The following is a 22,036-nucleotide window of genomic DNA, read 5'->3' on the forward strand; positions in this document are numbered from 1 at the left end:
CTCAATAAAAAAACGGTTGCTTGATCGCAACCGTTTTTGCATTTAAGTCGTAAATGGTGGGATAGTTCGTCCATCGAGATCTGTAAAGCCATATTCTGTTGCTAAGTCACCGACTCGAAAGACTTGACCACTTTTCTCCATGACCTTTTCATCACTTGATAAAGCCACAATCGCACGACCAATATAATGTGGACTCTCCGACTGTTTTAACGCTTTAACTTCCCGCCAATGTTCTTCATCTGTTTGATATACCATCAATACTAATTCTGTTCGCATCCAGCCTGGAGAAACGGCAATCACTGCAACATTTTCTTCTTTCAAATCCATCGATAAACCATAAGCCATTCGAACTAAGGCATTTTTTGCTAAATCATAATAGAATGTGCCAAGATACTTATAGTCATCCCAAAAAGTAGTATGAAATATCACACCTGATTGACGCTTCCGTAACAACGGTATGGCAAAGTAGTTAGTGGCTAATTGGGCTCTTACACCTGCAGTAAACATCGCATCCCAAAAATCCAAAGGATACTCCCAAAATGGCTTCACCTGAGGTTCTAGCATGATATCATGCCCGCCCCATACATTATTAACAAGAATATCCAATCTTCCTTGTTCCGCTTCGATTCTTTTCAATACAGCTTCCGTCTGCAAATCATCAGTATGATCACATTGAATGGGAATTGCTTGACCTCCATAGCTTTCAATCTGTGAAACAGTCTCATCGATTGATCCAGGCCATTGATTCGTGGTGTTTTTTCGTTTACTTCTACCTGTCACATATACAATTGCCCCTGCTTTTCCTAGTTCAATCGCAATCCCACGGCCTGCACCTCGACTCGCACCAGTCACTAAAACAATTTTTCCTTTTAATGATTCCAACGTTTAACACCCCTTTCTCTTTGAACTTTAATCATAGCTGCCAAACTATGACATCTAATGTCATAAATCCATAAAATATTTTGCACAGTTAAAAACCCAGTGCGGAGTACACTGGGCATCTAAAAGGTGATCTTCTTTTATTACTTTGCAGCTGCGTAGAGACGATTTACTTCATCCCAATTTACTACATTCCAAAATGCATTGATATAGTCGGGACGCTTATTTTGATAATGAAGGTAGTAAGCATGCTCCCAAACATCCAACCCTAAGATCGGTGTTTTACCTTCCATCAATGGATTATCTTGGTTAGGTGTGCTGGTGATGGCTAGTTTTCCTTGATCTACAATTAGCCAAGCCCAACCACTACCAAAACGTTTGGTAGCTGCATCAGCAAATGCAGCTTTAAATTGATCAAAGCTACCAAATGCCTCATCAATTGCTTTCGCTACTTCGCCAGTTGGAGCCCCACCGCCATTTGGACTGAGCAATTTCCAGAATAGGCTATGATTTGCATGTCCGCCACCATTATTACGAACAGCAGTCCGAATACTTTCGGGTACGCGGTTCAAATCAGAAATGAGTTCTTCAATACTCAGATCTGATAAATCTGCATGTCCTTCTAATGCTGCATTCAAGTTGCTTACATATGTTCCATGATGTCGATCATGATGAATTTCCATTGTTAACGCATCAATGTGTGGTTCTAATGCATCAAAAGCATATGGTAATGCTGGTAATTCATAGTTAGACATAGAAACCCCTCCTAGATATGTATATTCTTTCCTTTTTGCGAAAATAGGCGGCTCTCTTACGAAAGTCCTCCCTATATCACTATTATGCTAAAAATTCCTCTACTTAGTCAAACCCAAACTACTGATTCAACTTATAACAGAGTTATTGTCTATCTGTAAACAGTGTTTCTAACTCTAATACATCTTCAAGAATATAGTCAGCCTGTAACTCTTCAAATTTTGCGCGTGCCTCTTTACCTGTTAAACCAGTAAGTGTTGCAGCAAAAGTACAACCCATCTCACGAGCGGCTAGAAAGTCAGCAACAGAGTCACCCACGATTAAAATTTCTGATCCATCGGAGATGGGAAGGTCAAATGTCAAACATTCTTCATCTGAAGCTGATCGTCCCAAATAACCCTTTATATAAGTATAGGGGCCAGGTTTTCCTAATGGAGCTCGCTCGGGAAATTCTCCTTCCGCTTGAATCACATCACTTGCACTTACAATTCGCTGAGCATCAAATAACGAATAAAGTCCCATTGCCTCAAAAGGTATCTTTGTTTCAATAAACGGACGACCTGTGCCAATGCCTAATATAATTCCTTTTTCACGTAACTTTGTTAACATGGTTTGAACCTGATCTGGTGGTGCTAAAGGAATTTCATATTCTAAAAAGCCTTGTTTTTCTGGGTTTCTTGCTTTTTCCTGTTCAGTCTCTTCATATAATTGAGCCCCAATATACCATTCTTGATAGACCGAATGACCCAATCTCCATAAACCACTATTTCTTGAAAATTGGTCAATCGAATAGGCAAACCATTGCTCTGCTAACTGGTTAAAGTAGACCAGTAACGATTGGCGATCCCTTAGCTGCGGATCAAATAGAGTCGAAAATGCAGCAAAATCAACTGTAAATACGATTTGATGTGCTTTTAACCAGTCACGTAACTGTTGAATGGATGCTTCAGAGATAGGCTTGGACAATAACTGATGTAAGAAGTGAGGATCATGCTGATGTACTTCTTTTAGAATTTTCATTAATTGGGCACTAAAAGTGAGAAACACCATATCCCAGTTTGAATTGACACCACGTGTTTTCATCCAATCCAATACTTGATTATCTTGAAAAACCAATTCCCGAATATGTTTGATTTGCTCTTCGGTAGGTGTTGGAGTATAGATTTCACCTGGCAACGCTAGAAAGTGAGGGGCATATAGCAACTCCCAAACTGCTAATGCTGAAGCATCAAAACATCGCTCCTCGCTTAAAAAAACACCATCAACATCAAATAAAATCATTTTTATCATTGATTGATCGCTCCATTACAAAATAAATTCTATTTTAACATAGGATCCTGTGCTGAATACAAACTTTGAACGAAATTCCATTTTCATCACGATTTAAGCCATCATTTCCCATTTCATTTTTATGATAAAAGCAGTAGGATACTAAAGGGCATAGTGATTTTCAAGAGAAAATCGACATGAAAATATACCCAAATGATCGAATAACTGAATAAGGGTCATTATTCACGACTCTTCTCCATTCAATCCAAAAGAAAATTTTTTCTTTAATTTCCTTTTGGTTTAAAATTATTGAATGGACGCAATTCATACTAACACTATGATATGATTTTAATTGTAAGGTCGTGGGAGAGGAAACGCGGAGGAGAAGTGACAAAATGCAATATGTTAAAAAGTTAAGTTGTATTTTGACTGTTTTTTTACTTGCTTTTACCCTGTTTTTTTCCACATTTGCTGATCATACCAATGCTGCCACTTCTTACAGAATTGAGATTAATAAAAGTAACAATACCTTATATCTCTATTCTGGATCAAAATTAGTAAAAACATATAGAGTGGCGACAGGTCGATCTAAAAAGTTAACTCCAGAAGGAACATTTCCCATTGTGGTTAAATTTGTTAAGCCTGGATGGACAAATCCAGACACCGGGAAACAAGTTCCTGGTGGAAGCAAGGATAACCCACTAGGAGAGCGTTGGCTAGGTCTAAAAGTAAACGGGGATAATGGTCGTCGTTATGGTATCCATGGCACGAACAAACCTTCCTCAATCGGAACCTATGCTTCTAGTGGCTGTGTACGTATGTACAACAAAGAAGTGATTGATCTCTTTAATCGAGTACCAATTGGTACAAAGGTATGGATTCATTCAGGGACTGTCATTAAACCTGGTTCAGGCAAAGTCAAAGTAACGTTAAAAAGCGGTACGCTGAATGTACGTTCATCTCCTTCTACAAGTGCTTCGATTATTACCCGAGTTAAAAATGGCACCATTCTAAATAAAATAGGTACAACATCAAGCTGGGTAAAAGTGAAGTTGTCAAATGGCAAAATTGGCTATGTTTCAAAAGCATATGTCAGAGATTTGTAAGCTCCGCAGTTTCAATCGAAAGCGCTGAATTGCAGCGCTTTCCGTTTTTGTGTTTCTATGATCCTTCCACGAATCTTATCATGTCGTTTGTTAGAAATTTGTCTGATCTTCAAGGAGGGAATGGGTATCAAACGAGTCAAATGGTGGCTATCTGGTGTAATCGCCTTAGCCGTATTTTTCAACCTACTTTATGTAACACCCGTAGGAGCTGCAAGTAGCTATCAAATTGAAATTAGTAAATCCAAGAATGTTCTCACTCTCTATAAAGATGGAATTCCATATAAAAATTATCGAGTTGCTACTGGACGCACAGAAGATCTCACGCCAGAGGGTACATTCACATTGGTCAACAAAATTACGGGCCCAGGTTGGCATAATTCCAACACAGGTGAAGATATCCCAGGCGGAGATCCAAGAAACCCACTTGGTGAAAAATGGATGGGTATCAGTGTAAACGGGGACAAAGGTCGGAAATACGGAATCCATGGAACGAATAAGCCAGAGTCAATTGGCACCAACGCTTCAAGCGGCTGCGTCCGGGTTGGTAAAGAGGAATTGCGCGAGTTATATAGCATTGTCCCAACCGGAACGCCCGTATGGATTCATAAAGAAGCTTCAAAAGGAAAATGGGAAGGCGATCCATCTTATGCAGTTCAACCTACAACTGGAAAAGTCAAAGTCTCAGTTGATAAGACAACAATCTACGATGGTCCTTCTGAAGGTGCATTTGTCATCAAAGGCTATGAAAATGTGAAAAAAGGTACAGAGCTCAATGTAATCGGCTTTGTTCAACAATGGTATCAAATTAAACTTAATAATGACAAAATCGGTTTTGTTAAGAAAGCACATGTAACAAAAGTTCAAACAGTACCAGCACCAGGGAATAATCAAGAGCAGATTAAAGATACAAGCGGAATGGTTCAAACAACTGTTGATCAAGCAAATCTTCGTTCAACACCTTCATTGAATGGTTCAGTTGTTCAAAGGTTGAAAAAGAACACCAAGCTGGAACTTACTGGAGAGGGCAAAGATTGGTTCCGTGTACGTCTATCTTCAGGATACACTGGTTACCTACATAAAAGTGTAGCAAAGAAAATCAATCAACCAGCACCAACTGTTCAAAAAATCAAAGTTGTTGTTGCGCTCGCTAACATCCGAAAAGCCCCAGCAACGAAAGCACCTGTTTTACAACGGGTAAAGAAAGGGCAAATTTTGAATAAGATTGGTTCCAGTGGTAACTGGCATATTATCAAACTATCAAATTCCCAAACCGGTTTTATTCAAAAAGATTTAGCGAAATAAATCGAACAAAAAGGGTCTACCATATGGGTATCATATGGTAGACCCTTCTATTTTCACGATTGTGAAACGCTTTGGTCATGATGTTGTATAAATTCAGTACTTGATTGATAATATTTAGAAAGAAAATGCTGATGTTGTTGCTGTTCACCGAGCTGTTCAAAGCATTTCGCTAATTTTAATGCTATTTCTTTTTCTTGTCTAGAGTAACCATGATTCTCCATTAAATCATATGCTTCTGTAAAATATTTAACAGCCTCTTCCATCTCGTTTTGTTGGATACTCCATTCACCTAATGCATTTAATGCTTCATATCTACTTACTAAATCATTCATTTGTTCTGCTAAATGAAGCGCCCGATTTAAATGCTCTTTTCCTTCTTGTATCTGATCAGTCATCAAATGCAAGAAACCAAGTTCTTTATGATAAAGTGCAGTTAAACGTGGACTCGCAATTCGCGTTTCAAATTTGGCTGCTGTGGCAAAACATATCTCGGCAAGCCTGATTTTCCCCAGATGTTTAAAGCTGCTTGCTTGGATCACCATTAGCTCAAAGCATCGATCTACTTTCCCCTCACTTTGCGCCAACGAAATTCCTTTCTTTGTTAGATCGATGGCCTCTTCAAACTGCTGATTATGATTACATATTCGTGCTTTTAAAGCAAAAGCACGTAGTAAAATATCAGAACTCACACGCAATGGATAGGTAAAGATACTTTCGGTTATCGCACTTGCTTCCTCTGTGCGCATTAATCTCTCTAAATAATTTGCTTTACTCAGTAAAAGTAAGAAAAGAGCCTCTTTTCGTTGACCATTCTCCTGAAAAAAAGAAAGACCACGGTCAGTCCATTCTAATGCTTTATGGATTTGATTTTGTTGAAAATAGAGTTGTGCTACTTCATAGCAAATACTAGCCGCAATATTTGTACTTAGGAACTCTGGATTTCGCTTAATTATATTGAGTGCGTGTTGAAATTGATCAAATGCTTTTTCCCATTTTCCCTTTGCTGATAGACATTTGCCTCGAAAAAAATGATTATGCATAGCAAAAAAATCACCATCAGGCCATTTCATCTTACGTAACATTCTCCAGCTCTCTTGAACACCAAGTGAGTAAAAAATAAACTCCACCCACTGTAAGAATAACATCGTCTCTTCTGCTGTTTGCTCTTTTTGTTTACGCTCTTTCAATAAATAGCGGGGCAACTCTTCAATTTCCAAACCAAGCTTACTACAATAGTAACGAACCTTCTCAATCCCTACTCGTTTTTTACCCGTTTCAATATGGCTAATCGTAGCCGAAGATATTTGGCGATCCGTCAAATCCCCAATTCGTAAACCTTGCTCCTTTCGCCTCTTACGCAGATACTCACCATACCCTGGCATCTGTTCCAAGAGATCGCCATCCCATACATTCAAATTCATAGCACCTCCTAGAAATTTATAAATATTTATTTCGATCATTATCGTTTTACCTAAGCCAACCTGTATTGCCAATAAGCTACAGAGAAATAAAAATATTCCGTATCTATTATAACATAAATGAATTCCTTTTGTCTTCATTGTTTTGTAGACTTATCCAGTATTGGTAGTTAAAAATAACCATAGATGATGATCGGATTATAACAGATTTCATTGTTATTCGTAAAATAAGATAACAATATAATCGATAGAGACAAATTAACGAGAAATCGATATACTGTTAAAAAAGAGCTGATTATGTTTTCTTTTTTGGAGGAAATAGAACATTGAAAAAATGGGTTCGATTTTTAATAGGTTGCTTGATCTCGTTCGCTTTATTTGTATTATTCTTTTTTGCTCAGCGCTACAACTATGCAGAACCCGATCAAGTCTATTTTTTTGGAACTAAGGGTGGCTATTTTATCATTGCCCTCTTTTTAACAGTTGTCACGTTCTTTCTTTTTTCATTTATTAAGCATCGAAGGAATCATATTCGATTACGACGCAACTTTATCATATTTTCGATTTTTTACTTACTTTGTGGAATGCTAGTTATACTCTCTTTTGATAATTATCTTCTTGTCAGCAAAAAAGGACTCAGTTATAACTCTTTTTTTAGTGTAGAAAAAACAGATGTTAGGGCATGGCGTGAAATTGATCAAGCAGTGATAGATTGTAAAGTGATGCGTTTTCCTCATAAAAAACCTCGTATTAGCTTTTCTTTTCTTGTTAATTTTCGCAATGGTCCAGTTATTGATCTAAACAGCCCCAATTCCCCCCTCTTTAAAGCGGAGGAATTTCAATCCATATATAACGCTATGCGACAACATCAAGTACCCATCTATGTAAAAAAACCTTTCCCAACAGATTTAGAAAAAGAGTATCCGTTCTATGCTAACATGTGTGGCAAACAGGTAATGGAAGACGAGTGAAACCCTCCATCTAGGAGGGTTTTTCGTTATTTTGCAAGTTCATAAATCGCTTGTGTGTATAAAGCGATTGCTCGAATTAAATCATCGATTTCCACATGCTCATCATGTTGATGTGCGGTCTCTAGTCGCCCTGGAAATAAAGGTCCAAAGGCGACGCCTACTTCAATTGCACGAGCATAGGTAGCACCACCTGTTGTTAATAATTGGGCAGGTTGTTGCATTTGTTCCTCATAAACATGTGCTAATTTCTGAACCAATTCATGCTCTTGATTCACATAATGGAGTGGTAGATGCTCAACATTCGTTAATTTTAACTGATATGAAGCTAAACGTTCAGCAATACGCTCTTTTAATCCATCTGGATTCACACCCATTGGATAACGGCAGTTCATAGTCAAAGATGATTCACCATCTTGTCGATACCGACAGATCCCCACATTTATTGTGAAACTACCTAGCACCTCTTCTGTGACTGCAATCCCTAATTTTTCACCAAAGAAACTATCAGTAAAATACTGATTAAACATCTCAATATACTGCGATCCTTGGAAATCTAATGAAAGTTGTTGTAAAAACTTACTTAAAAGTAATGCAGCATTTAGACCTCTATTTGGCTCAAACGCATGGTGGGCGACTCCATGTAAAACCAATTGAAGACCCGTGTCCATTTCTTCAGCGTATCCATGTGTTTGGTGTTCTAATAGGAAAGATTGAAATAATTCCTTGACTATAAAAACATCTCCATCGCCTTCAATTTTAGCAATTGCTAAATCGGGTACTTTATTTGATTCCTGACCAGCCGAGAATTCTTCTAATCTCCAAGTTGACTCTTTCGAGTGTATTTCCTTGATCTGCCCCGTAAATGTTAAAGATAATAACCCTTTTTCTCCAATGATAATTGGAAAATCAGCATCGGGGGTAAAACCCATCGTAGGCATCTCTTCATGTTGAAAATAGTGGTTTACACATCTCCATTGATGCTCTTCATCTGTACCAATTATCAAACGAACCCTTTTATGAACCGGTAGATTCAATTCTTTAATAATTTTCATCGCAAAATATGCAGCCATCATCGGACCCTTATCATCAATTGCGCCGCGTGCATACAATTTACCATCACGAATCTCAGGTGCAAAAGGCGGCGAAGTCCATTCCGTATTCCCAGGAGAAACAACATCCACGTGTCCAAGAACACCGATCAGTTCTTCTCCATCACCCATTTCAATATGACCTGCATAACCATCTACATTTTTGGTGATAAATCCATCACGTTCACCTAACATCAACATATGTTCAAGCGCTTGTGCGATTCCCAATCCAAAAGGAGCCATCGCTCTCGATTCGGAATTATTGTAAACGCTTTCAATTCGTAAAAACTGTTGTAACTCTGATAAAAATTGAGACTTCCTCTTTAGCGCTTCATCATACCAACGCACTAAAATCTGTTGCATCACTTCCGCCTTCTTTCTAACCATTAAAGAAATAAAAACACAAATACCATACTTTTAAGAGGATAACTGATTCCTAATGAGTAATCGATTATCACAATGACTCATTGGAATATCTCTGAGTATAACACGATAAAAGCCGAAATCAAGGGATATTTTTTCATTTGCTATCAATTTCTGCTTATCTCTAGTAAATAGTATGTTTTTCTTATTATTTCATAACCAACCATTTTGTTTTGTTTGCAAAAATAATGGGAAGTAAATAGACATATACATAAGCATTTTTGCATAAGGGAGTTGGCACGGTTGAAGAATAATAGAGCTTTTATTTTGGGATTAATTGGTGGAATATTTGCAATTATCCTATCGGTAATATCCGATATCATGCCTTTTAATGATGATCGTTCACCTGGGCTGATGATTTTCTGTGGACTACTTGGTGTTATAGGTGCCATATTGATTGATTATTTTACAAATATCGGTGCCATATTATTAATCATCGGAGCGGTAGGCGGACTCTTCTCTGATCCGGTCATATACATACTTTCATGTGTGCTGATGATTAGTTCTGCTGTGATAGGCTTCATTCATCGAGATGACCCACGAGTCGATCAGCAATCATAAGTACATATACGTTAAATCCCCATTTCATTGGATGAAATGGGGATTTAACGTAATCATCTATTCAAAAACATGAATAATTAAGTAAAGTAGATAGCCCATTAATGCTGTACCTGGTAATGTTAATATCCAAGCGTAGACTATTTTTGTCGCCACACTCCATCGAACACTGCGAATGCGTTCAGCCGCTCCGACACCAATGATGGAGCCTGTAATGGTATGGGTTGTACTAACGGGGATACCTATTTTTGCAATGGTTGAAAGCAACAATGCTGCTGATGTTTCTGCGACAAATCCCTGAGGCGTATCCAGTCGACTCAAACGAGATCCGATGGTATGAATAATTTTTCTCCCGCCTAAGGCTGTTCCCAAGGCCATCGCAAATCCTGCCGCAAACATAACCCAGATCGGAACATGAAACTGGGTTGTATATCCACTTGTAAACAAAGCTAGGGCAATAATCCCCATTGCTTTTTGCGCATCAGATGCCCCATGACTAAAAGCCATAAATGCACTTGAAAATAACTGAAGTGGACGAAAAAGCTTTTTTACTTTGGAGGGAATCGACTCTGCAAAAATTCGTCGAAGCAGCTTCATTAACAAAAAGCTCACAAGACCACCTAATAAAGGCGACAAAAGTAGGGCGAGTAAAATGGTAAGGATTCCTTTGTACTGAAGCACATCTACACCTTTAAAAGCAATCGCAGCTCCAACTAATCCTCCGATCAATGCATGAGAAGAACTTGTTGGTAAACCCATCAACACAGTCACAACATTCCAGATAATGACTGCCAGTAAAGCCGCTACCAAAACAAGTAAAGTAATATTGTCTGCTTTTACTACATCTTTACCAATCGTTTCCGCTACCTTTGTCGAAAAAAAAGCTCCCGCCAGATTGAGCACGGCAGCCATTATAATAGCTTTGCCAGGCGAGAGTGTTCTTGTCCCAACCACCGTTGCAATTGCATTCGCCGTATCGTGCCAACCGTTTGTAAAGTCAAAGATGAGTGCCAGGGCAATTACGAAAACAAGCAACCAGAATGGATCAAGCATATTTCATTGCCACACTTTCCATGACATCCATCACATCTTCAAATGTATCGATTACATCTTCGAGACGCTCATAAATCTCCTTCATTTTGATGAGATGGAGGAGGTCGGTTGGGTTTTCAAAAAGTTCACTGATGCACTCTAATAATAGATTATCACTGTCGTTTTCCAAAGAATTTATCGCAATATTAGCGCGGCGTACGCCTTCATAATCTTTTTTTTCCAAAGCCACAAAGGCTAGTTGAAGTTGTTCAGCAGAGCGCACCAAAATATCCGCAAACTTAGCTAAATAAGTAGTTGGTTTTTCAACATGGAGTGAGATAAAACGACCTGTACATGATTCGATTCCATCAACCACATCATCTAATTTCACACCTAATTCAAGAATATCTTCTCGATCAAGCGGGGTGACAAACGTGCGGTTTAGTTCAGTAATCAGCAGATGGGTATACTCGTCTCCTTTTGATTCCAATTCCTTTAGTTTTTCAGCATACTTCTCCCTCTCCGTTAACGTTTCCACGTTCTGACGAAATAGCTCAACAGCTTCCACGATATTGGCAGTAGCATCAATTAAGATCTGATAGAACACTTGGTCTTTGGATCGGTTAAAAAACAAGGGAAGCTCACTCCTACACTTAATAAATTCTTATTTAAAACTTATAATACAATTAATCTTTACAAGTGATAAATGTGATTCAGATAATTTATTAAACGATTAATATAATCTTAATATATTCTTTACAAAAACTCGGCAAAATAAATCCGATTGATCATGTATTCATCTAAAAAACGACCAATCGGTTATGGATGTCAATATTAATGATTAGATCCTAAGTATGTTCCTTCAATGTAAAGATAAAGTAAATTTAATTCGCTAATACATCTAGAAATATCATTCATCTTTTTAATCATATGCTCAAACATTTCTTCATGTTCCGCCTGAGAGAGGCTATCAAAATACTCTAAATACTCCTTTTCAAAATAACGAATTCTGTCTGGAATTTCACTGCTTATTTGCTGACATGCTTCTTCAAACATTTCTTGTTCAGATCGTGATAACTGCTCATATTCTACAAAGAGTACAGGTCGTTTAATCCCTAGGCGTTCATCATATTGTAATTGATAAGAAATCTCTTCTTCCAACTCTCTCACTCCATCGTTGCTATCTATCCTAAATTGCTGAATGGGACATGATTGGTATCCCTCGAATCACCGAAATGAAAGCTCTTTACCCTATAAAGGTATACGCACACGTTTCTTCTGGTGATTGTCATAATCAATCTTCTTTTTTCCCTCATTTTGCCAAGATTGACTGAGTTGATTACTCTGTTTTGTAAATCCTTCTAATAACTCTCCATCAATATCAAGCAATCTATGCTCGGCGTATTCGTTTACTTGTTTATATCGATCTGTGGTAAAGGCAGATAAGCGAACCCAATCTCTTCCATCAATTTTCTTTTTATCTCTAGCATATCCCAGCGCTTTTTTTAGACGATCATACTCACGATCGATCTTTTGATTCATTTTTAAATAGTGATAAGTTAATCGACCACGATCTGCACGATACTTACGTGCTAAGTAATCGGATAGACGGAATTGCCAAGGAAGATTTATTTGATTGATATCCTCTAGATTTAACTTCATCATCTCTAAGAAATCTCGTTCATTTCGTGCATTTTCATAATGACCAAACGTAAGCTCCGCGATCTTCTGAAGTTGTGATTCCTTACGACCTGTTATACGCATACCTAAAATGTGTGTACGTATCTTTAGGGGACCATCTCTCCATTTTTTTGCGATCGCAATCGGGTCTCCCTGACAAGTTTCTCCATTATCTGTAACAATAAAGAGAATGTTTTCTGTCTGTTGATCATGATTTTTCATTTTTGAAAAATCGCGTTCTGCATCCTTCATGGCAACTGTAAGTGGTGACCATCCTGATGGATGAATCTTTCCCATTACACTTTTTAGTTGATTACCTTGTTTCGCACCTTGGTATAAAGGAGATCGAAAAAGTGCATCCGTCTTTTGACATGAAAGAGATTTATCTTTTGAACGAGCGCCATACGAACGAACGAAAATACTGCTTCCAGGCGGCGCACTGTTCGCCATTTTTAAGGATATTTCTTGCGTAAGCTGCCATTTGGTTTTTTTATCGACCATATCTGCCATTGAGTTACTCGCATCGAGTAAAATAACCAAATTCACCTTCTTTGGTAACTTCCCATTTACCTTCTTTATATTCCTAGGCTGCCATCGACGTTGTAATTCTTGATAGGACTGCTGATAATTAACTTGAGCAACCTCATTGATCACGCCGTACTCCTTATTATAATTCTCACCCACAAGCCCGAGTAGATAAGCATACAGCTTCTCTTCTGATAGACCTTTTGGCATCTGATCTATTGCTTGAAATACTTTTTGTTGATCATACAAGCTACCTGAATACTTTCCTTCACCTGGATCAGTTAAAATCTGTTCAACCTGGTGATAGGGTCGTGGATTCACCCATTCTTTCTTTGGTGACTCCTCTCCATCATCATCTGAATCAGTCATATGATCATCTACAACACTAATCCGATTTCCTATTGTTTTTTGCACTTGATCTAAAACCGTTCCACACCCTGTGAGCATTACCATAGAAGTAATAATCACCCACTGGAAAATACGAACTTTCCAACACATGTGTACCTCCCCAAATGGAAGTTAGTTTAAAGCATCATTGTAACACATTCTTTAGCCTATGATTGGCTTTTCCTCAGGGTATTTGTAAGATGGCGGCTGTCCACGGCGCGCTAATGCTAGACCAACTGTCAATGGACCTAAACGACCCGCAAACATCGTAATCATAATCAATATCTTGCCCGGAGTCGATAGAGTTGGTGTTAAACCCATTGTTAAACCGACTGTTCCGAATGCAGAAGTTGTTTCATACATTGCAGTTAATATATCTGTATGCTCCAGAATGGTAATCAACATCGTGACAACCATCACAAGAACAATTGCCATCACAACAACTGTGAGTGCTTTATAAACCTGCTTATAGGCAATTCTACGCTTAAAGATTACAACATCTTCATGTCCCCGTGTTAAACTCCATGCTGCAAGAATAATCGCAATAAAGGTAGTTGTTTTAATACCACCGCCTGTAGAACCAGGCGACGCGCCGATAAACATTAAGATAATCGTGAAAAATAGACTGGCAGGATACATATCGGCCAGATTTATTGTATTGATACCTGCTGTGCGTGGAGATACTGCTTGAAAATAGGAAGCTAATATTTTCCCATACCAAGGTAGCTGCCCTAATGTTTTAGGATTCGTCCACTCAATAGCCAAGATCACGAAAGTGCCTACAATTATCAGCAAACCGGTTACTAATAAAACTAATTTTGTATGAAGGCTGAGTCGTTTCGTTTGCCGATAATTATATAGCTCCATTAATACTAAGAAGCCCAAACCTCCAAAAATGATCAGCCCAGTAGCAGTGAGATTTACCAACGGATCGTTTACATAGTGTGTAAAACTACTAAACTTTCCTATGTCACCAAATAAATCAAATCCTGCATTATTAAAAGCAGAAATAGAGTGAAACATAGCATAATAAAGTCCTTTTGCCCAACCCCAATCCGCTACAAAACGAATAGCGTAGAGTAGAAAACCTAAAAACTCAAAAATAAGCGTTGTATAAAGTACCATCAGTAAAAGATGAACAATCCCTTGCATAGAAGGTTGGTTATATGCTTCTGAGAGAAGTAATCGTTCACGCATGCTAACACGTCTTCCAAGCAAAATGGTAAATAGCGTTGCAAAAGTAACAAAACCCAGACCTCCAATTTGAATCAGTGCTAGAATGATTATCTCTCCTGTTGTACTATATGTAGTTGCTGTATCAACCACAACTAAACCTGTCACACAAACTGCTGATGTAGCCGTAAAAAGTGCATCAACAAATGATACGTTTATCCCAGGCTCATGTGACATCGGTAAACGAAGTAAAATTGCACCGATCATTATAACAATCAGAAAACCAAGAACTAAAATCCTTGTCGGGGATAACCATTTCTTCATGTACAGGATCCTTTCTCCACTGGATTGTAATTAAGCTGATTATAGGATACGATATTGACATTATTGTTCAAGGTTAACATTTAACTGCAAAGACTGATACGTATAGGATGGTTCAATATGCAGAAAAATAGACGGGTAGTTGTTGGCATGTCAGGGGGCGTAGATTCTTCAGTAACCGCTTGGCTGCTTAAAGAACAAGGATATGATGTGATTGGTCTCTTTATGAAAAACTGGGATGACACAGACGAATTTGGGAACTGCACAGCAACCGATGATTATGAAGACGTTCGCCAAGTATGTGACCAAATCGGCATCCCTTACTATGCAGTAAATTTTGAAAAAGAATATTATCAAAAAGTCTTTTCCTATTTCCTGGATGAGTATAAAAAAGGGCGAACTCCAAACCCAGATGTAATGTGTAATCGTGAAATAAAGTTCGGTGAATTTCAGCAAAAAGCTTTGCAATTAGGCGCTGATTACATTGCTACAGGACATTATGCGCGTATCAAAAAGCATAATCGTGAAGTTCAATTATTACGTGGTCTTGATCCTAAAAAAGATCAAACTTACTTTCTCTATGCTGTTGCGAATGAGCAATTTTCTCGTGTTCTCTTTCCATTAGGGGAAATGACCAAACAGAAAGTAAGAGAAATCGCAGCTCAAGTCGGACTCGCCACAGCTAAGAAAAAAGATAGCACCGGAATCTGTTTTATTGGTGAAAAAAACTTCCGTCAATTTCTAAGCCAATATTTACCTGCACAACCTGGAGAAATCTACACACTCGAAGGAGAGTTAAAAGGCGAACATCAAGGGTTAATGTATTATACATTAGGACAACGACAAGGGTTAGGAATTGGTGGTTCTGGTACAGGTGAACCCTGGTTTGTGATTAAAAAAGATGTATCCACTAATCGACTTTACATTGGACAAGGTCATGATCACCCAGCTCTTTTTTCATCAAGAATTTACGCATCAGGACTCAACTGGCTGGGTACAAATCAAGCTCCTTTACAACCTTTTACCTGTACAGCACGCGTTCGCTATCGACAGGCTGATCAACCAGCTACTGTTTATCCACAAAAAGATGGTCAATTTATCGTGGAATTTCAAGAGCCACAAAGGGCCGTTACGCCTGGTCAATCGGTTGTACTCTATAATGAGGAAAGCTGTCTTGGCGGAGGCATCATTGAACAAGTTGATTAAAAGCACTTCTATAAAGAAGTGCTTTTAATGTAATAAATAAAAAAAGCAGGAGCTAATCTCCTGCCTTCTTGATGGCGTACCCTGAAGGATTCGAACCCTCGACCTTCTGATCCGTAGTCAGACGCTCTGTCCAGCTGAGCTAAGGGTACATATGAGAGGTCATCTTAGACGCTCCCTAATATGGCGTGTCCTGAAGGATTCGAACCCTCGACCTTCTGATCCGTAGTCAGACGCTCTGTCCAGCTGAGCTAAGGACACATATTTGATCATATATGACGATTGGTGCGGACGAAGGGACTTGAACCCCCACAGTCATAATTGACCACAAGAACCTGAATCTTGCGCGTCTGCCAGTTCCGCCACGTCCGCATAATATTGGAGGCGGCACCCGGATTCGAACCGAGGATCAGGGTGTTGCAGACCCGTGCCTTACCACTTGGCTATGCCGCCATAAGCATAAATCTCAAAAAAAATCACAAGCTAATCAAAAAAGAAGGTGCGCATATTGATAACCTTAGATTCTAAAGTTGAAAACCATCAAGACCACTTTCATACAATTTCTAAGCAACTAAAAAAGCTAGGCTTTGTATTAGGTGGTGGATATGGCTACGACCGCGGCTTCTTTGACAAAGCATTAGACGAAGATGCAAAAGTTCATCGCTATTACTTACGTATCCCTGCATATGCGACCAATGGTGACTTAGATGCACCCAAAACTCGCATTGAGCTTGGAAAACCTTTTATCCTTAAACATGAAGTGCTGACAGGAATCGATCCAAATGCAGAAGGGGGATTAGCTACCTCGTTGGTAAATCAATTTAGTACACCTATTCCCACTGAGGATCACCCTATTGCTGACCACTGGATAAGACAGAGTCGATCCATTCTCAATCATGTAGAGCAAGCATTACTCCAATAATAGGGGTGTCAGCCTTGGCAGGGGCGGAAGGAATCGAACCCTCACTGGAGGTTTTGGAGACCCCAGTTCTACCATTAAACTACGCCCCCAGAAAAAAATGGTGCTGGTGAGAGGACTTGAACCCCCAACCTACTGATTACAAGTCAGTTGCTCTACCAATTGAGCTACACCAGCATGACAATTTATGGTGGCCTGAGACGGAATCGAACCGCCGACACGAGGATTTTCAGTCCTCTGCTCTACCGACTGAGCTATCAGGCCCTATCTTATCACAGAGTCAGGAAGTGAATCAACACTCTCTTTCAAATGGCGGAGAGAGAGGGATTCGAACCCTCGAGACGGCTATAACCGCCTACACGATTTCCAATCGTGCTCCTTCGACCAACTCGGACATCTCTCCATCAAACCGTTTCCGAATCAGCGACATGTACTATCATATAACCTTTTCATATCCATGTCAACACTTTTTATCATAATAATGCGGAAAACTTTTATGATTTAAGTGAATGCACGAAACATTTTATTCATCTTTTCTTCCATTTCTGAAAAAAACTATTTCCTCATTCCTCATAAAAAAGCATCCTAGTCACCTGCTTTCCATCGAATCGAGGATGGAAAAACTGTTCCTCTTGACGCTTTTTTAGATATTATTTTCGAATGATTACAATCGTCAATTATGATTTTGTCAATATTTTAGTGGGATATTTTGCTTTCATCGAAAAGGTGATCCAAGCAACTACTAAAGCAATCATAACAATTAGGCTACTTACCCAGGGATTATAGTAAACAGATTTTGTGGCATTGATGACGAGACCTCCCGCCCCCGCACCTAAAGCCAATCCTAGCTGTGCTACCGAAGAGCTCAAGCTTAGCGCTAAATCAGCTGATTGAGGTGTTTGTTGAATGAAATATGTTTGAAGTGCTGGAAAAGTGGAATTTGCAGCACCTACCCAAATCGCCATAATAACTACAACAGCTACTACTGTTACAGATAGAATGGGCAAGATCATCAAACTAATGATATGAATCAATAAACTAAAAGTGATTATTTTAACTGCTCCCCAATGATCAGCACCATAACCACTCAACCGTGTGCCAATCATTGCAAATATACCTAGAATGAACATGGAAATGCTTATAGTTGAAGTGTTTATATTTACTGTTTCTTGTAAAAAAGGTGCTAAGTAGGTATAAGAAGCACCATAACCACTAATCAAAAAGAAGAAAATAAGTAATCCGCCGACGATTTTCGGATTTTTTAAGATAGAAAGCTGCTGTTTGATAGGGAGTGGTTCTTCACCAGGTAGCGAAGGAATAAAGCGAGCAATGACTATCATTAAGAAAACTGTAATGACACCTAGTAATCCAAAGATGGTTCGCCAGCCAAACATACTACCCACAGATACACCAATGGGAACACCAATCACAAGTGAGGTACTGATCCCCAAAGCAATTGTACTTATTGCCCTTCCTATTTTGTCTGATGTTGTCAATCGTGAAGCGACGCTAAACGCGATGATAGAGAATGCGCCAAAGCTAATACCAAGTAAAATTCGAGCTAACATGATCACTGTAATGTTTGAACCTATCACAGTGAAAAGATTGCCGATAATGAAAACAACTAGTGTTCCTAACAATACTTTTTTTCGTTCCCATCGTGATGAGATGGTTATTACGATAGGGGTACCAATCGCAAAGGCTAAAGAAAATGCTGTGACAAGTTGCCCTGCAAGCGCGATCGATACACGAAGATCGTGCGCAATCAAATCAACAATCCCCGCCACGATCATCTCAGAAGTACCGGTGATAAAAGCACCTAATGCCAACAAATAAATGCTTGAATTTTTCATAATAGACACTCCGATTTATCATAATATTATGTTTATTACATCTACTCTCATTCCTTGCTCCCTACCCTTTTCCGCTTCAATTCAAGTGGAACGTTTTTTTGTTTACTGAACCTTTTCAACAGCGAACCTGCTTAGAACACTCAGATCAGCTTCACTAAACATTGTTGGGTAAAGAAAGAGGGAAACACATATTGTTTTTTATCTATAACATCTCCTTAAAACTGTTTGTCATTGTGTGATTAACTACATTTTACAATTGATCGATAATGAATAAAAATATATATTTGGATATATAATCATGCCTCTAGGTATATGAATGAGTGGTGTTAAAGTGGAACTATTACAGCTCAAATATTTTCAAAAAGTAGCTCAGCTTGAACATCTGACTAAAGCAGCAGAAGAGCTACATATCGCACAACCGGCGCTTAGTAAAACGATTGCTCGATTGGAAAAAGATCTTGGTGTTTCGCTTTTTGACCGCCAAAAGCGGCAAATTAAACTCAATATAGCTGGTCATCTTTTTCTCAAGCAAGTCAACATCGCACTGGCTGCATTAGAAGAAGGCAAGCGGCAAATTAAGGATCAAGCAGAATTGGAACAGCAACGCGTTGTGTTAGCATCGACGAGTCATCATTGTGATGCTGAATTAGTAAGCTCTTTTCTAACCTTGTATCCTGATGAAAATCTACTGATCAAACAAACAAATTCAGAAAATCAAAATGTAGATCTGCTCAAAAATGGGAAAATCGATTTTTTTGTCACCTCTGACTCAATCAAACACACTGAAGTTGAATATTTACCTTTTGTTACCGAAGAAATATTGCTGGCTGTTCCTCCACATCATCAATTAGCTGAACGACAAAGTATTCAATTGCATGAGGTAGCAGACGAACCCTTTATTAGCCTAAAAGCAGGAAATCCATTTCGCGAATTAACCAATAGATTTTGTAAAGAAGCAGGCTTTTCACCAAACATTTTGTGTGAGGTAGATCGATTAGCAGCCGTTGGCAGTTTTGTACAAAAAGAGATTGGTGTTGCTTTTTTGACCCGTGATGCAAAACAGAAGGAAGACTTAGTGATTTTATTGCCGATTAAGCTGCCTATTTGCCAGCGTACTTTCAAGCTAGTATGGTTGAAAGATCGCTATTTATCTAAAGCAGCACAACGGTTTCGAGATTTTTTACAATACTATTATGAGAAAAGTGAAGCCTAACACTTGATAAGGCAAATGAATACAGACAGTTAACTCTCTATCCAAATTGCCCAAGAGTACTCCCATTTTAATAAGTAGTAAGCGTAGAACTGAGGGTTAGCCTGCTAAGAAAATGGATCATGAGACTGGTGTTTGTAGGATTTACTGCCTCTAGGTGGTAGTTGTTCAAATTGGCTATATATTTAAACTTCACCCTGAAAGCTATCTTAAAAAAGACAGTACGAAATAACCCTTCCATCTATTCTCTTTTGATAAAAATTGGTTTCCTCACCATGCACAAAAAAACATCTTGGGAACTTGCTTTTCCGATCGAAGATGGATAAGCAGGTTCTAGACGCTTTTTAACGATTATATTCGATGTTCTGTAATGGTTCGTTCACACTTGATTACAATAATTTGCTTATCAACAGTAATCAAAATAGAATTTTTCATTCATTACGTATTGACTTGGAGTTAACTCCAACGTTTAGTATACAAATTGGGAGGATGATCGTTGATGTATACCATTGGACAAGCATCTAAGCTGACTGGGTTTAGTCCAGATACGCTACGATATTATGAAAAAATCGGTTTATTAGATACCCCACAGAGAGGAGAAGGCAGGGCTCGCATCTACGATAAAAGTAGTATTCAACGTATACAAGCTTTACGTTGTCTAAAAAAAGCCGGTTTATCACTTAAAGATATTAAAGAATTTATTCATGAAGAGCAATGTTTTAAAAGTAACTTTACCCATTTAAGTGATGATGAACTACAAATCATCAGAAATCGCAGTAAAATCCTCTCGGGACATTTAAATAGCATTGAAGAACAGGTTCAACAATTAAATCAAATCGCTGAAAGTACAAAAGAACAGTTACGTTATTACACGCAAATTTTAAGTGAGCATCTTGATTCACAAAATAAAAAGGAGACTCTAACATGAGAATCGCAGTAGTAGGAACAGGCCATATGGGTGGAACAATCGGTCGCCGCTGGGCAGAAGCAGGGCATCAAATAATGTTTGGCTCACGTAATCCACAAAGTGAAAAAGTAAAGTCACTCTTGCAGAGAATCGGGAAGAATGCTCAAGTTGGCACAATAAAAGAAGCAATCTCTTTTGGAGAGGTTATCTTATTAGCGGTATTATCTGAAGGAGTAGAACAAACGCTCATTCAAGCAGGAGATTTGGATAACAAAGTATTGATCAACTGTACCATTTTCTTCGATGGTCAATCAGCAGACGAAATCGTACAAAAACTAGCTAAAAATGCACGAGTAGTTCGAGCATTTCATACACTCACTTGGGAGGTAGTCGCAAACCCAAAATTCGGTTCAACAAATGCTAGTGTTTTTTTAAACAGTGCAGATGCTGGAGCAAAAAAAGTCGTCGCTCAATTAATTCGTGATATTGATCTTGATCCTATTGATGTAGGAACAGTAGAGAACATGAAACAAATAGATGGAGCCATTCAAAACCTATGGATGGTTCTAAGTCAACAATATGGGCGTGAATTTGGCATACGGGTATTAAGGCAGTAGCAATTTGCTTATCCGCCGATATACTCTACGGTAGGCTCAATCTACATAGCTCCTGAATCAGCCCTTGAAGATTCTACCTTCCTACACCAATTTCGTTGATCTAATATTGATTGTGTTTAAGGATAGGGTACATGATTGGAATTGTAAAAATAGATTGCTACCTTTGAGCTAACTCTTCTAAATAAAAACACCCTATCTCTAATAGAGATAGGGTGTTAGTTGCCTGGCAACGTCCGACTCTCCCAGGGGCGTGAGCCCCAAGTACCATTGGCGCAGGAGGGCTTAACGATCGTGTTCGGGATGGGAACGAGTGGAACCCCTCCGCCATCATCACCAGACAAGAGTGCGTCACACTCTGAAAATGAGTAGAAAAGAAAGTCATACACCAAAAGAAAATGGTTAGATAAGCCCTCGACCGATTCGTATCTGTCAGCTAAGTGTG

General features: G+C 38.7%; 20 protein-coding genes, 8 tRNA genes and 1 rRNA gene. 9 read left to right on the forward strand and 20 right to left on the reverse strand.

The window, feature by feature from the left end:
• Positions 1-42: 42 nt before the first annotated feature.
• The 3 genes from BUB71_RS06730 to BUB71_RS06740 form a co-directional block, all read right to left on the reverse strand.
• The gene (locus tag BUB71_RS06730) at positions 43-882 is read right to left on the reverse strand and encodes an SDR family NAD(P)-dependent oxidoreductase (RefSeq protein WP_073154045.1); all 840 of its coding nucleotides are present in this window, start codon (positions 880-882) and stop codon (positions 43-45) included.
• 140 nt (positions 883-1,022) lie between these two features.
• The gene (locus tag BUB71_RS06735; protein ID WP_073154046.1) at positions 1,023-1,634 is read right to left on the reverse strand and encodes a superoxide dismutase; all 612 of its coding nucleotides are present in this window, start codon (positions 1,632-1,634) and stop codon (positions 1,023-1,025) included.
• Positions 1,635-1,776: 142 nt separating this feature from the next.
• Positions 1,777-2,922, reverse strand: a complete 1,146-nt coding sequence (locus BUB71_RS06740; RefSeq protein WP_073154047.1) for an HAD family hydrolase — start codon at positions 2,920-2,922, stop codon at positions 1,777-1,779.
• Between the two features lie 374 nt (positions 2,923-3,296).
• On the opposite strand from BUB71_RS06740, the gene BUB71_RS06745 reads away from it, so the two are divergent.
• Together BUB71_RS06745 and BUB71_RS06750 are read left to right on the forward strand one after the other, a co-directional pair.
• On the forward strand, positions 3,297-4,007 hold the full coding sequence (locus tag BUB71_RS06745) for a L,D-transpeptidase family protein (RefSeq protein ID WP_073154048.1): 711 nt from the start codon (positions 3,297-3,299) through the stop codon (positions 4,005-4,007).
• A 120-nt stretch (positions 4,008-4,127) separates the two neighbouring features.
• The gene (locus BUB71_RS06750) at positions 4,128-5,309 is read left to right on the forward strand and encodes an SH3 domain-containing protein (RefSeq protein WP_073154049.1); all 1,182 of its coding nucleotides are present in this window, start codon (positions 4,128-4,130) and stop codon (positions 5,307-5,309) included.
• A gap of 53 nt (positions 5,310-5,362) precedes the next feature.
• Here the strand turns inward: BUB71_RS06750 and BUB71_RS06755 are convergent, their stop codons facing one another.
• Positions 5,363-6,730 (reverse strand): helix-turn-helix domain-containing protein, encoded by a 1,368-nt coding sequence (locus BUB71_RS06755; RefSeq protein ID WP_073154050.1) that lies wholly within the window; start codon positions 6,728-6,730, stop codon positions 5,363-5,365.
• A 323-nt stretch (positions 6,731-7,053) separates the two neighbouring features.
• Between BUB71_RS06755 and BUB71_RS06760 the strand changes: the two genes are divergently transcribed.
• Entirely contained in the window at positions 7,054-7,698 is a 645-nt protein-coding gene (locus BUB71_RS06760; RefSeq protein ID WP_073154051.1) for a hypothetical protein, read from the forward strand.
• Between the two features lie 26 nt (positions 7,699-7,724).
• Here the strand turns inward: BUB71_RS06760 and pepV are convergent, their stop codons facing one another.
• Positions 7,725-9,149 (reverse strand): dipeptidase PepV, encoded by a 1,425-nt coding sequence (gene pepV / locus BUB71_RS06765; RefSeq protein WP_073154052.1) that lies wholly within the window; start codon positions 9,147-9,149, stop codon positions 7,725-7,727.
• Positions 9,150-9,452: 303 nt separating this feature from the next.
• On the opposite strand from pepV, the gene BUB71_RS06770 reads away from it, so the two are divergent.
• On the forward strand, positions 9,453-9,770 hold the full coding sequence (locus BUB71_RS06770; RefSeq protein ID WP_073154053.1) for a hypothetical protein: 318 nt from the start codon (positions 9,453-9,455) through the stop codon (positions 9,768-9,770).
• A gap of 57 nt (positions 9,771-9,827) precedes the next feature.
• Here BUB71_RS06770 and BUB71_RS06775 read toward each other — a convergent pair whose 3' ends face one another.
• The 5 genes from BUB71_RS06775 to BUB71_RS06795 form a co-directional block, all read right to left on the reverse strand.
• The gene (locus tag BUB71_RS06775; protein WP_073154054.1) at positions 9,828-10,820 is read right to left on the reverse strand and encodes an inorganic phosphate transporter; all 993 of its coding nucleotides are present in this window, start codon (positions 10,818-10,820) and stop codon (positions 9,828-9,830) included.
• A complete protein-coding gene (locus BUB71_RS06780) occupies positions 10,813-11,433 on the reverse strand; it encodes a DUF47 domain-containing protein (protein WP_073154055.1) in 621 nt (206 codons plus the stop codon). The genes BUB71_RS06775 and BUB71_RS06780 overlap by 8 nt, the downstream gene beginning before the upstream one ends.
• Positions 11,434-11,633: 200 nt before the next feature.
• Positions 11,634-11,960: a hypothetical protein gene (locus BUB71_RS06785; protein ID WP_084731203.1), complete on the reverse strand. Its 327-nt coding sequence runs from the start codon at positions 11,958-11,960 to the stop codon at positions 11,634-11,636.
• A gap of 90 nt (positions 11,961-12,050) precedes the next feature.
• A complete protein-coding gene (locus BUB71_RS06790) occupies positions 12,051-13,502 on the reverse strand; it encodes a vWA domain-containing protein (RefSeq protein WP_073154056.1) in 1,452 nt (483 codons plus the stop codon).
• Positions 13,503-13,553: 51 nt separating this feature from the next.
• A complete protein-coding gene (locus BUB71_RS06795) occupies positions 13,554-14,888 on the reverse strand; it encodes a TrkH family potassium uptake protein (RefSeq protein ID WP_073154057.1) in 1,335 nt (444 codons plus the stop codon).
• A 117-nt stretch (positions 14,889-15,005) separates the two neighbouring features.
• Here BUB71_RS06795 and mnmA point away from each other — a divergent pair, with 117 nt between their 5' ends.
• Positions 15,006-16,091: a tRNA 2-thiouridine(34) synthase MnmA gene (gene mnmA, locus BUB71_RS06800; RefSeq protein WP_073154058.1), complete on the forward strand. Its 1,086-nt coding sequence runs from the start codon at positions 15,006-15,008 to the stop codon at positions 16,089-16,091.
• A gap of 72 nt (positions 16,092-16,163) precedes the next feature.
• Here mnmA and BUB71_RS06805 read toward each other — a convergent pair.
• From BUB71_RS06805 to BUB71_RS06820, 4 genes are all read right to left on the reverse strand, one after another.
• A tRNA-Arg gene (locus tag BUB71_RS06805) sits at positions 16,164-16,240 on the reverse strand.
• Between the two features lie 32 nt (positions 16,241-16,272).
• A tRNA-Arg gene (locus BUB71_RS06810) sits at positions 16,273-16,349 on the reverse strand.
• A gap of 22 nt (positions 16,350-16,371) precedes the next feature.
• A tRNA-Leu gene (locus BUB71_RS06815) sits at positions 16,372-16,460 on the reverse strand.
• Between the two features lie 7 nt (positions 16,461-16,467).
• Positions 16,468-16,541: transfer RNA gene (locus tag BUB71_RS06820), tRNA-Cys, on the reverse strand.
• A gap of 55 nt (positions 16,542-16,596) precedes the next feature.
• On the opposite strand from BUB71_RS06820, the gene BUB71_RS06825 reads away from it, so the two are divergent.
• Complete coding sequence (locus BUB71_RS06825) at positions 16,597-17,010, forward strand: YugN family protein (RefSeq protein ID WP_073154059.1); 414 nt, start codon at positions 16,597-16,599, stop codon at positions 17,008-17,010.
• A gap of 15 nt (positions 17,011-17,025) precedes the next feature.
• On the opposite strand, the gene BUB71_RS06830 is transcribed toward BUB71_RS06825, so the two are convergent.
• From BUB71_RS06830 to BUB71_RS06850, 5 genes are all read right to left on the reverse strand, one after another.
• Positions 17,026-17,099 (reverse strand) — tRNA-Trp (locus BUB71_RS06830).
• Between the two features lie 9 nt (positions 17,100-17,108).
• Positions 17,109-17,184 (reverse strand) — tRNA-Thr (locus tag BUB71_RS06835).
• A gap of 11 nt (positions 17,185-17,195) precedes the next feature.
• Positions 17,196-17,271 (reverse strand) — tRNA-Phe (locus tag BUB71_RS06840).
• A gap of 46 nt (positions 17,272-17,317) precedes the next feature.
• Positions 17,318-17,410 (reverse strand) — tRNA-Ser (locus tag BUB71_RS06845).
• Between the two features lie 274 nt (positions 17,411-17,684).
• Positions 17,685-18,860 carry an MFS transporter gene (locus BUB71_RS06850; RefSeq protein WP_073154060.1) on the reverse strand — a complete coding sequence of 392 codons (1,176 nt, stop codon included), beginning with the start codon at positions 18,858-18,860 and terminating at the stop codon, positions 17,685-17,687.
• Positions 18,861-19,191: 331 nt separating this feature from the next.
• Here BUB71_RS06850 and BUB71_RS06855 point away from each other — a divergent pair, with 331 nt between their 5' ends.
• The 3 genes from BUB71_RS06855 (at position 19,192) to BUB71_RS06865 (ending at position 21,594) form a co-directional block, all read left to right on the forward strand.
• On the forward strand, positions 19,192-20,073 hold the full coding sequence (locus BUB71_RS06855) for a LysR family transcriptional regulator (protein ID WP_073154061.1): 882 nt from the start codon (positions 19,192-19,194) through the stop codon (positions 20,071-20,073).
• A gap of 496 nt (positions 20,074-20,569) precedes the next feature.
• Positions 20,570-20,998, forward strand: coding sequence for a MerR family transcriptional regulator (locus BUB71_RS06860; protein ID WP_073154062.1), 429 nt, complete (start codon positions 20,570-20,572; stop codon positions 20,996-20,998).
• Positions 20,995-21,594, forward strand: coding sequence for an NADPH-dependent F420 reductase (locus BUB71_RS06865; RefSeq protein ID WP_073154063.1), 600 nt, complete (start codon positions 20,995-20,997; stop codon positions 21,592-21,594). The genes BUB71_RS06860 and BUB71_RS06865 overlap by 4 nt, the downstream gene beginning before the upstream one ends.
• A 221-nt stretch (positions 21,595-21,815) precedes the next feature.
• Here BUB71_RS06865 and rrf read toward each other — a convergent pair.
• Positions 21,816-21,932: ribosomal RNA gene (gene rrf / locus BUB71_RS06870) — 5S ribosomal RNA — on the reverse strand.
• Positions 21,933-22,036: the final 104 nt, after the last annotated feature.

The organism is Seinonella peptonophila (assembly GCF_900129355.1).
In the GTDB taxonomy this organism is placed as follows: Bacteria; Bacillota; Bacilli; order Thermoactinomycetales; family Thermoactinomycetaceae; genus Seinonella; species Seinonella peptonophila.

Bases quoted from the DNA above. Each gene is read 5' to 3' on its own strand.
- BUB71_RS06735 (WP_073154046.1), bottom strand. From the start codon at position 1,634: ATGTCTAACTATGAATTACCAGCATTACCATATGCTTTTGATGCATTA.
- BUB71_RS06740 (WP_073154047.1), bottom strand. From the start codon at position 2,922: ATGATAAAAATGATTTTATTTGATGTTGATGGTGTTTTTTTAAGCGAG.
- BUB71_RS06745 (WP_073154048.1), top strand. From the start codon at position 3,297: ATGCAATATGTTAAAAAGTTAAGTTGTATTTTGACTGTTTTTTTACTT.
- BUB71_RS06750 (WP_073154049.1), top strand. From the start codon at position 4,128: ATGGGTATCAAACGAGTCAAATGGTGGCTATCTGGTGTAATCGCCTTA.
- BUB71_RS06755 (WP_073154050.1), bottom strand. From the start codon at position 6,730: ATGAATTTGAATGTATGGGATGGCGATCTCTTGGAACAGATGCCAGGG.
- pepV (WP_073154052.1), bottom strand. From the start codon at position 9,149: ATGCAACAGATTTTAGTGCGTTGGTATGATGAAGCGCTAAAGAGGAAG.
- BUB71_RS06775 (WP_073154054.1), bottom strand. From the start codon at position 10,820: ATGCTTGATCCATTCTGGTTGCTTGTTTTCGTAATTGCCCTGGCACTC.
- BUB71_RS06790 (WP_073154056.1), bottom strand. From the start codon at position 13,502: ATGTGTTGGAAAGTTCGTATTTTCCAGTGGGTGATTATTACTTCTATG.
- BUB71_RS06795 (WP_073154057.1), bottom strand. From the start codon at position 14,888: ATGAAGAAATGGTTATCCCCGACAAGGATTTTAGTTCTTGGTTTTCTG.
- mnmA (WP_073154058.1), top strand. From the start codon at position 15,006: ATGCAGAAAAATAGACGGGTAGTTGTTGGCATGTCAGGGGGCGTAGAT.
- BUB71_RS06850 (WP_073154060.1), bottom strand. From the start codon at position 18,860: ATGAAAAATTCAAGCATTTATTTGTTGGCATTAGGTGCTTTTATCACC.
- BUB71_RS06860 (WP_073154062.1), top strand. From the start codon at position 20,570: ATGTATACCATTGGACAAGCATCTAAGCTGACTGGGTTTAGTCCAGAT.
- BUB71_RS06865 (WP_073154063.1), top strand. From the start codon at position 20,995: ATGAGAATCGCAGTAGTAGGAACAGGCCATATGGGTGGAACAATCGGT.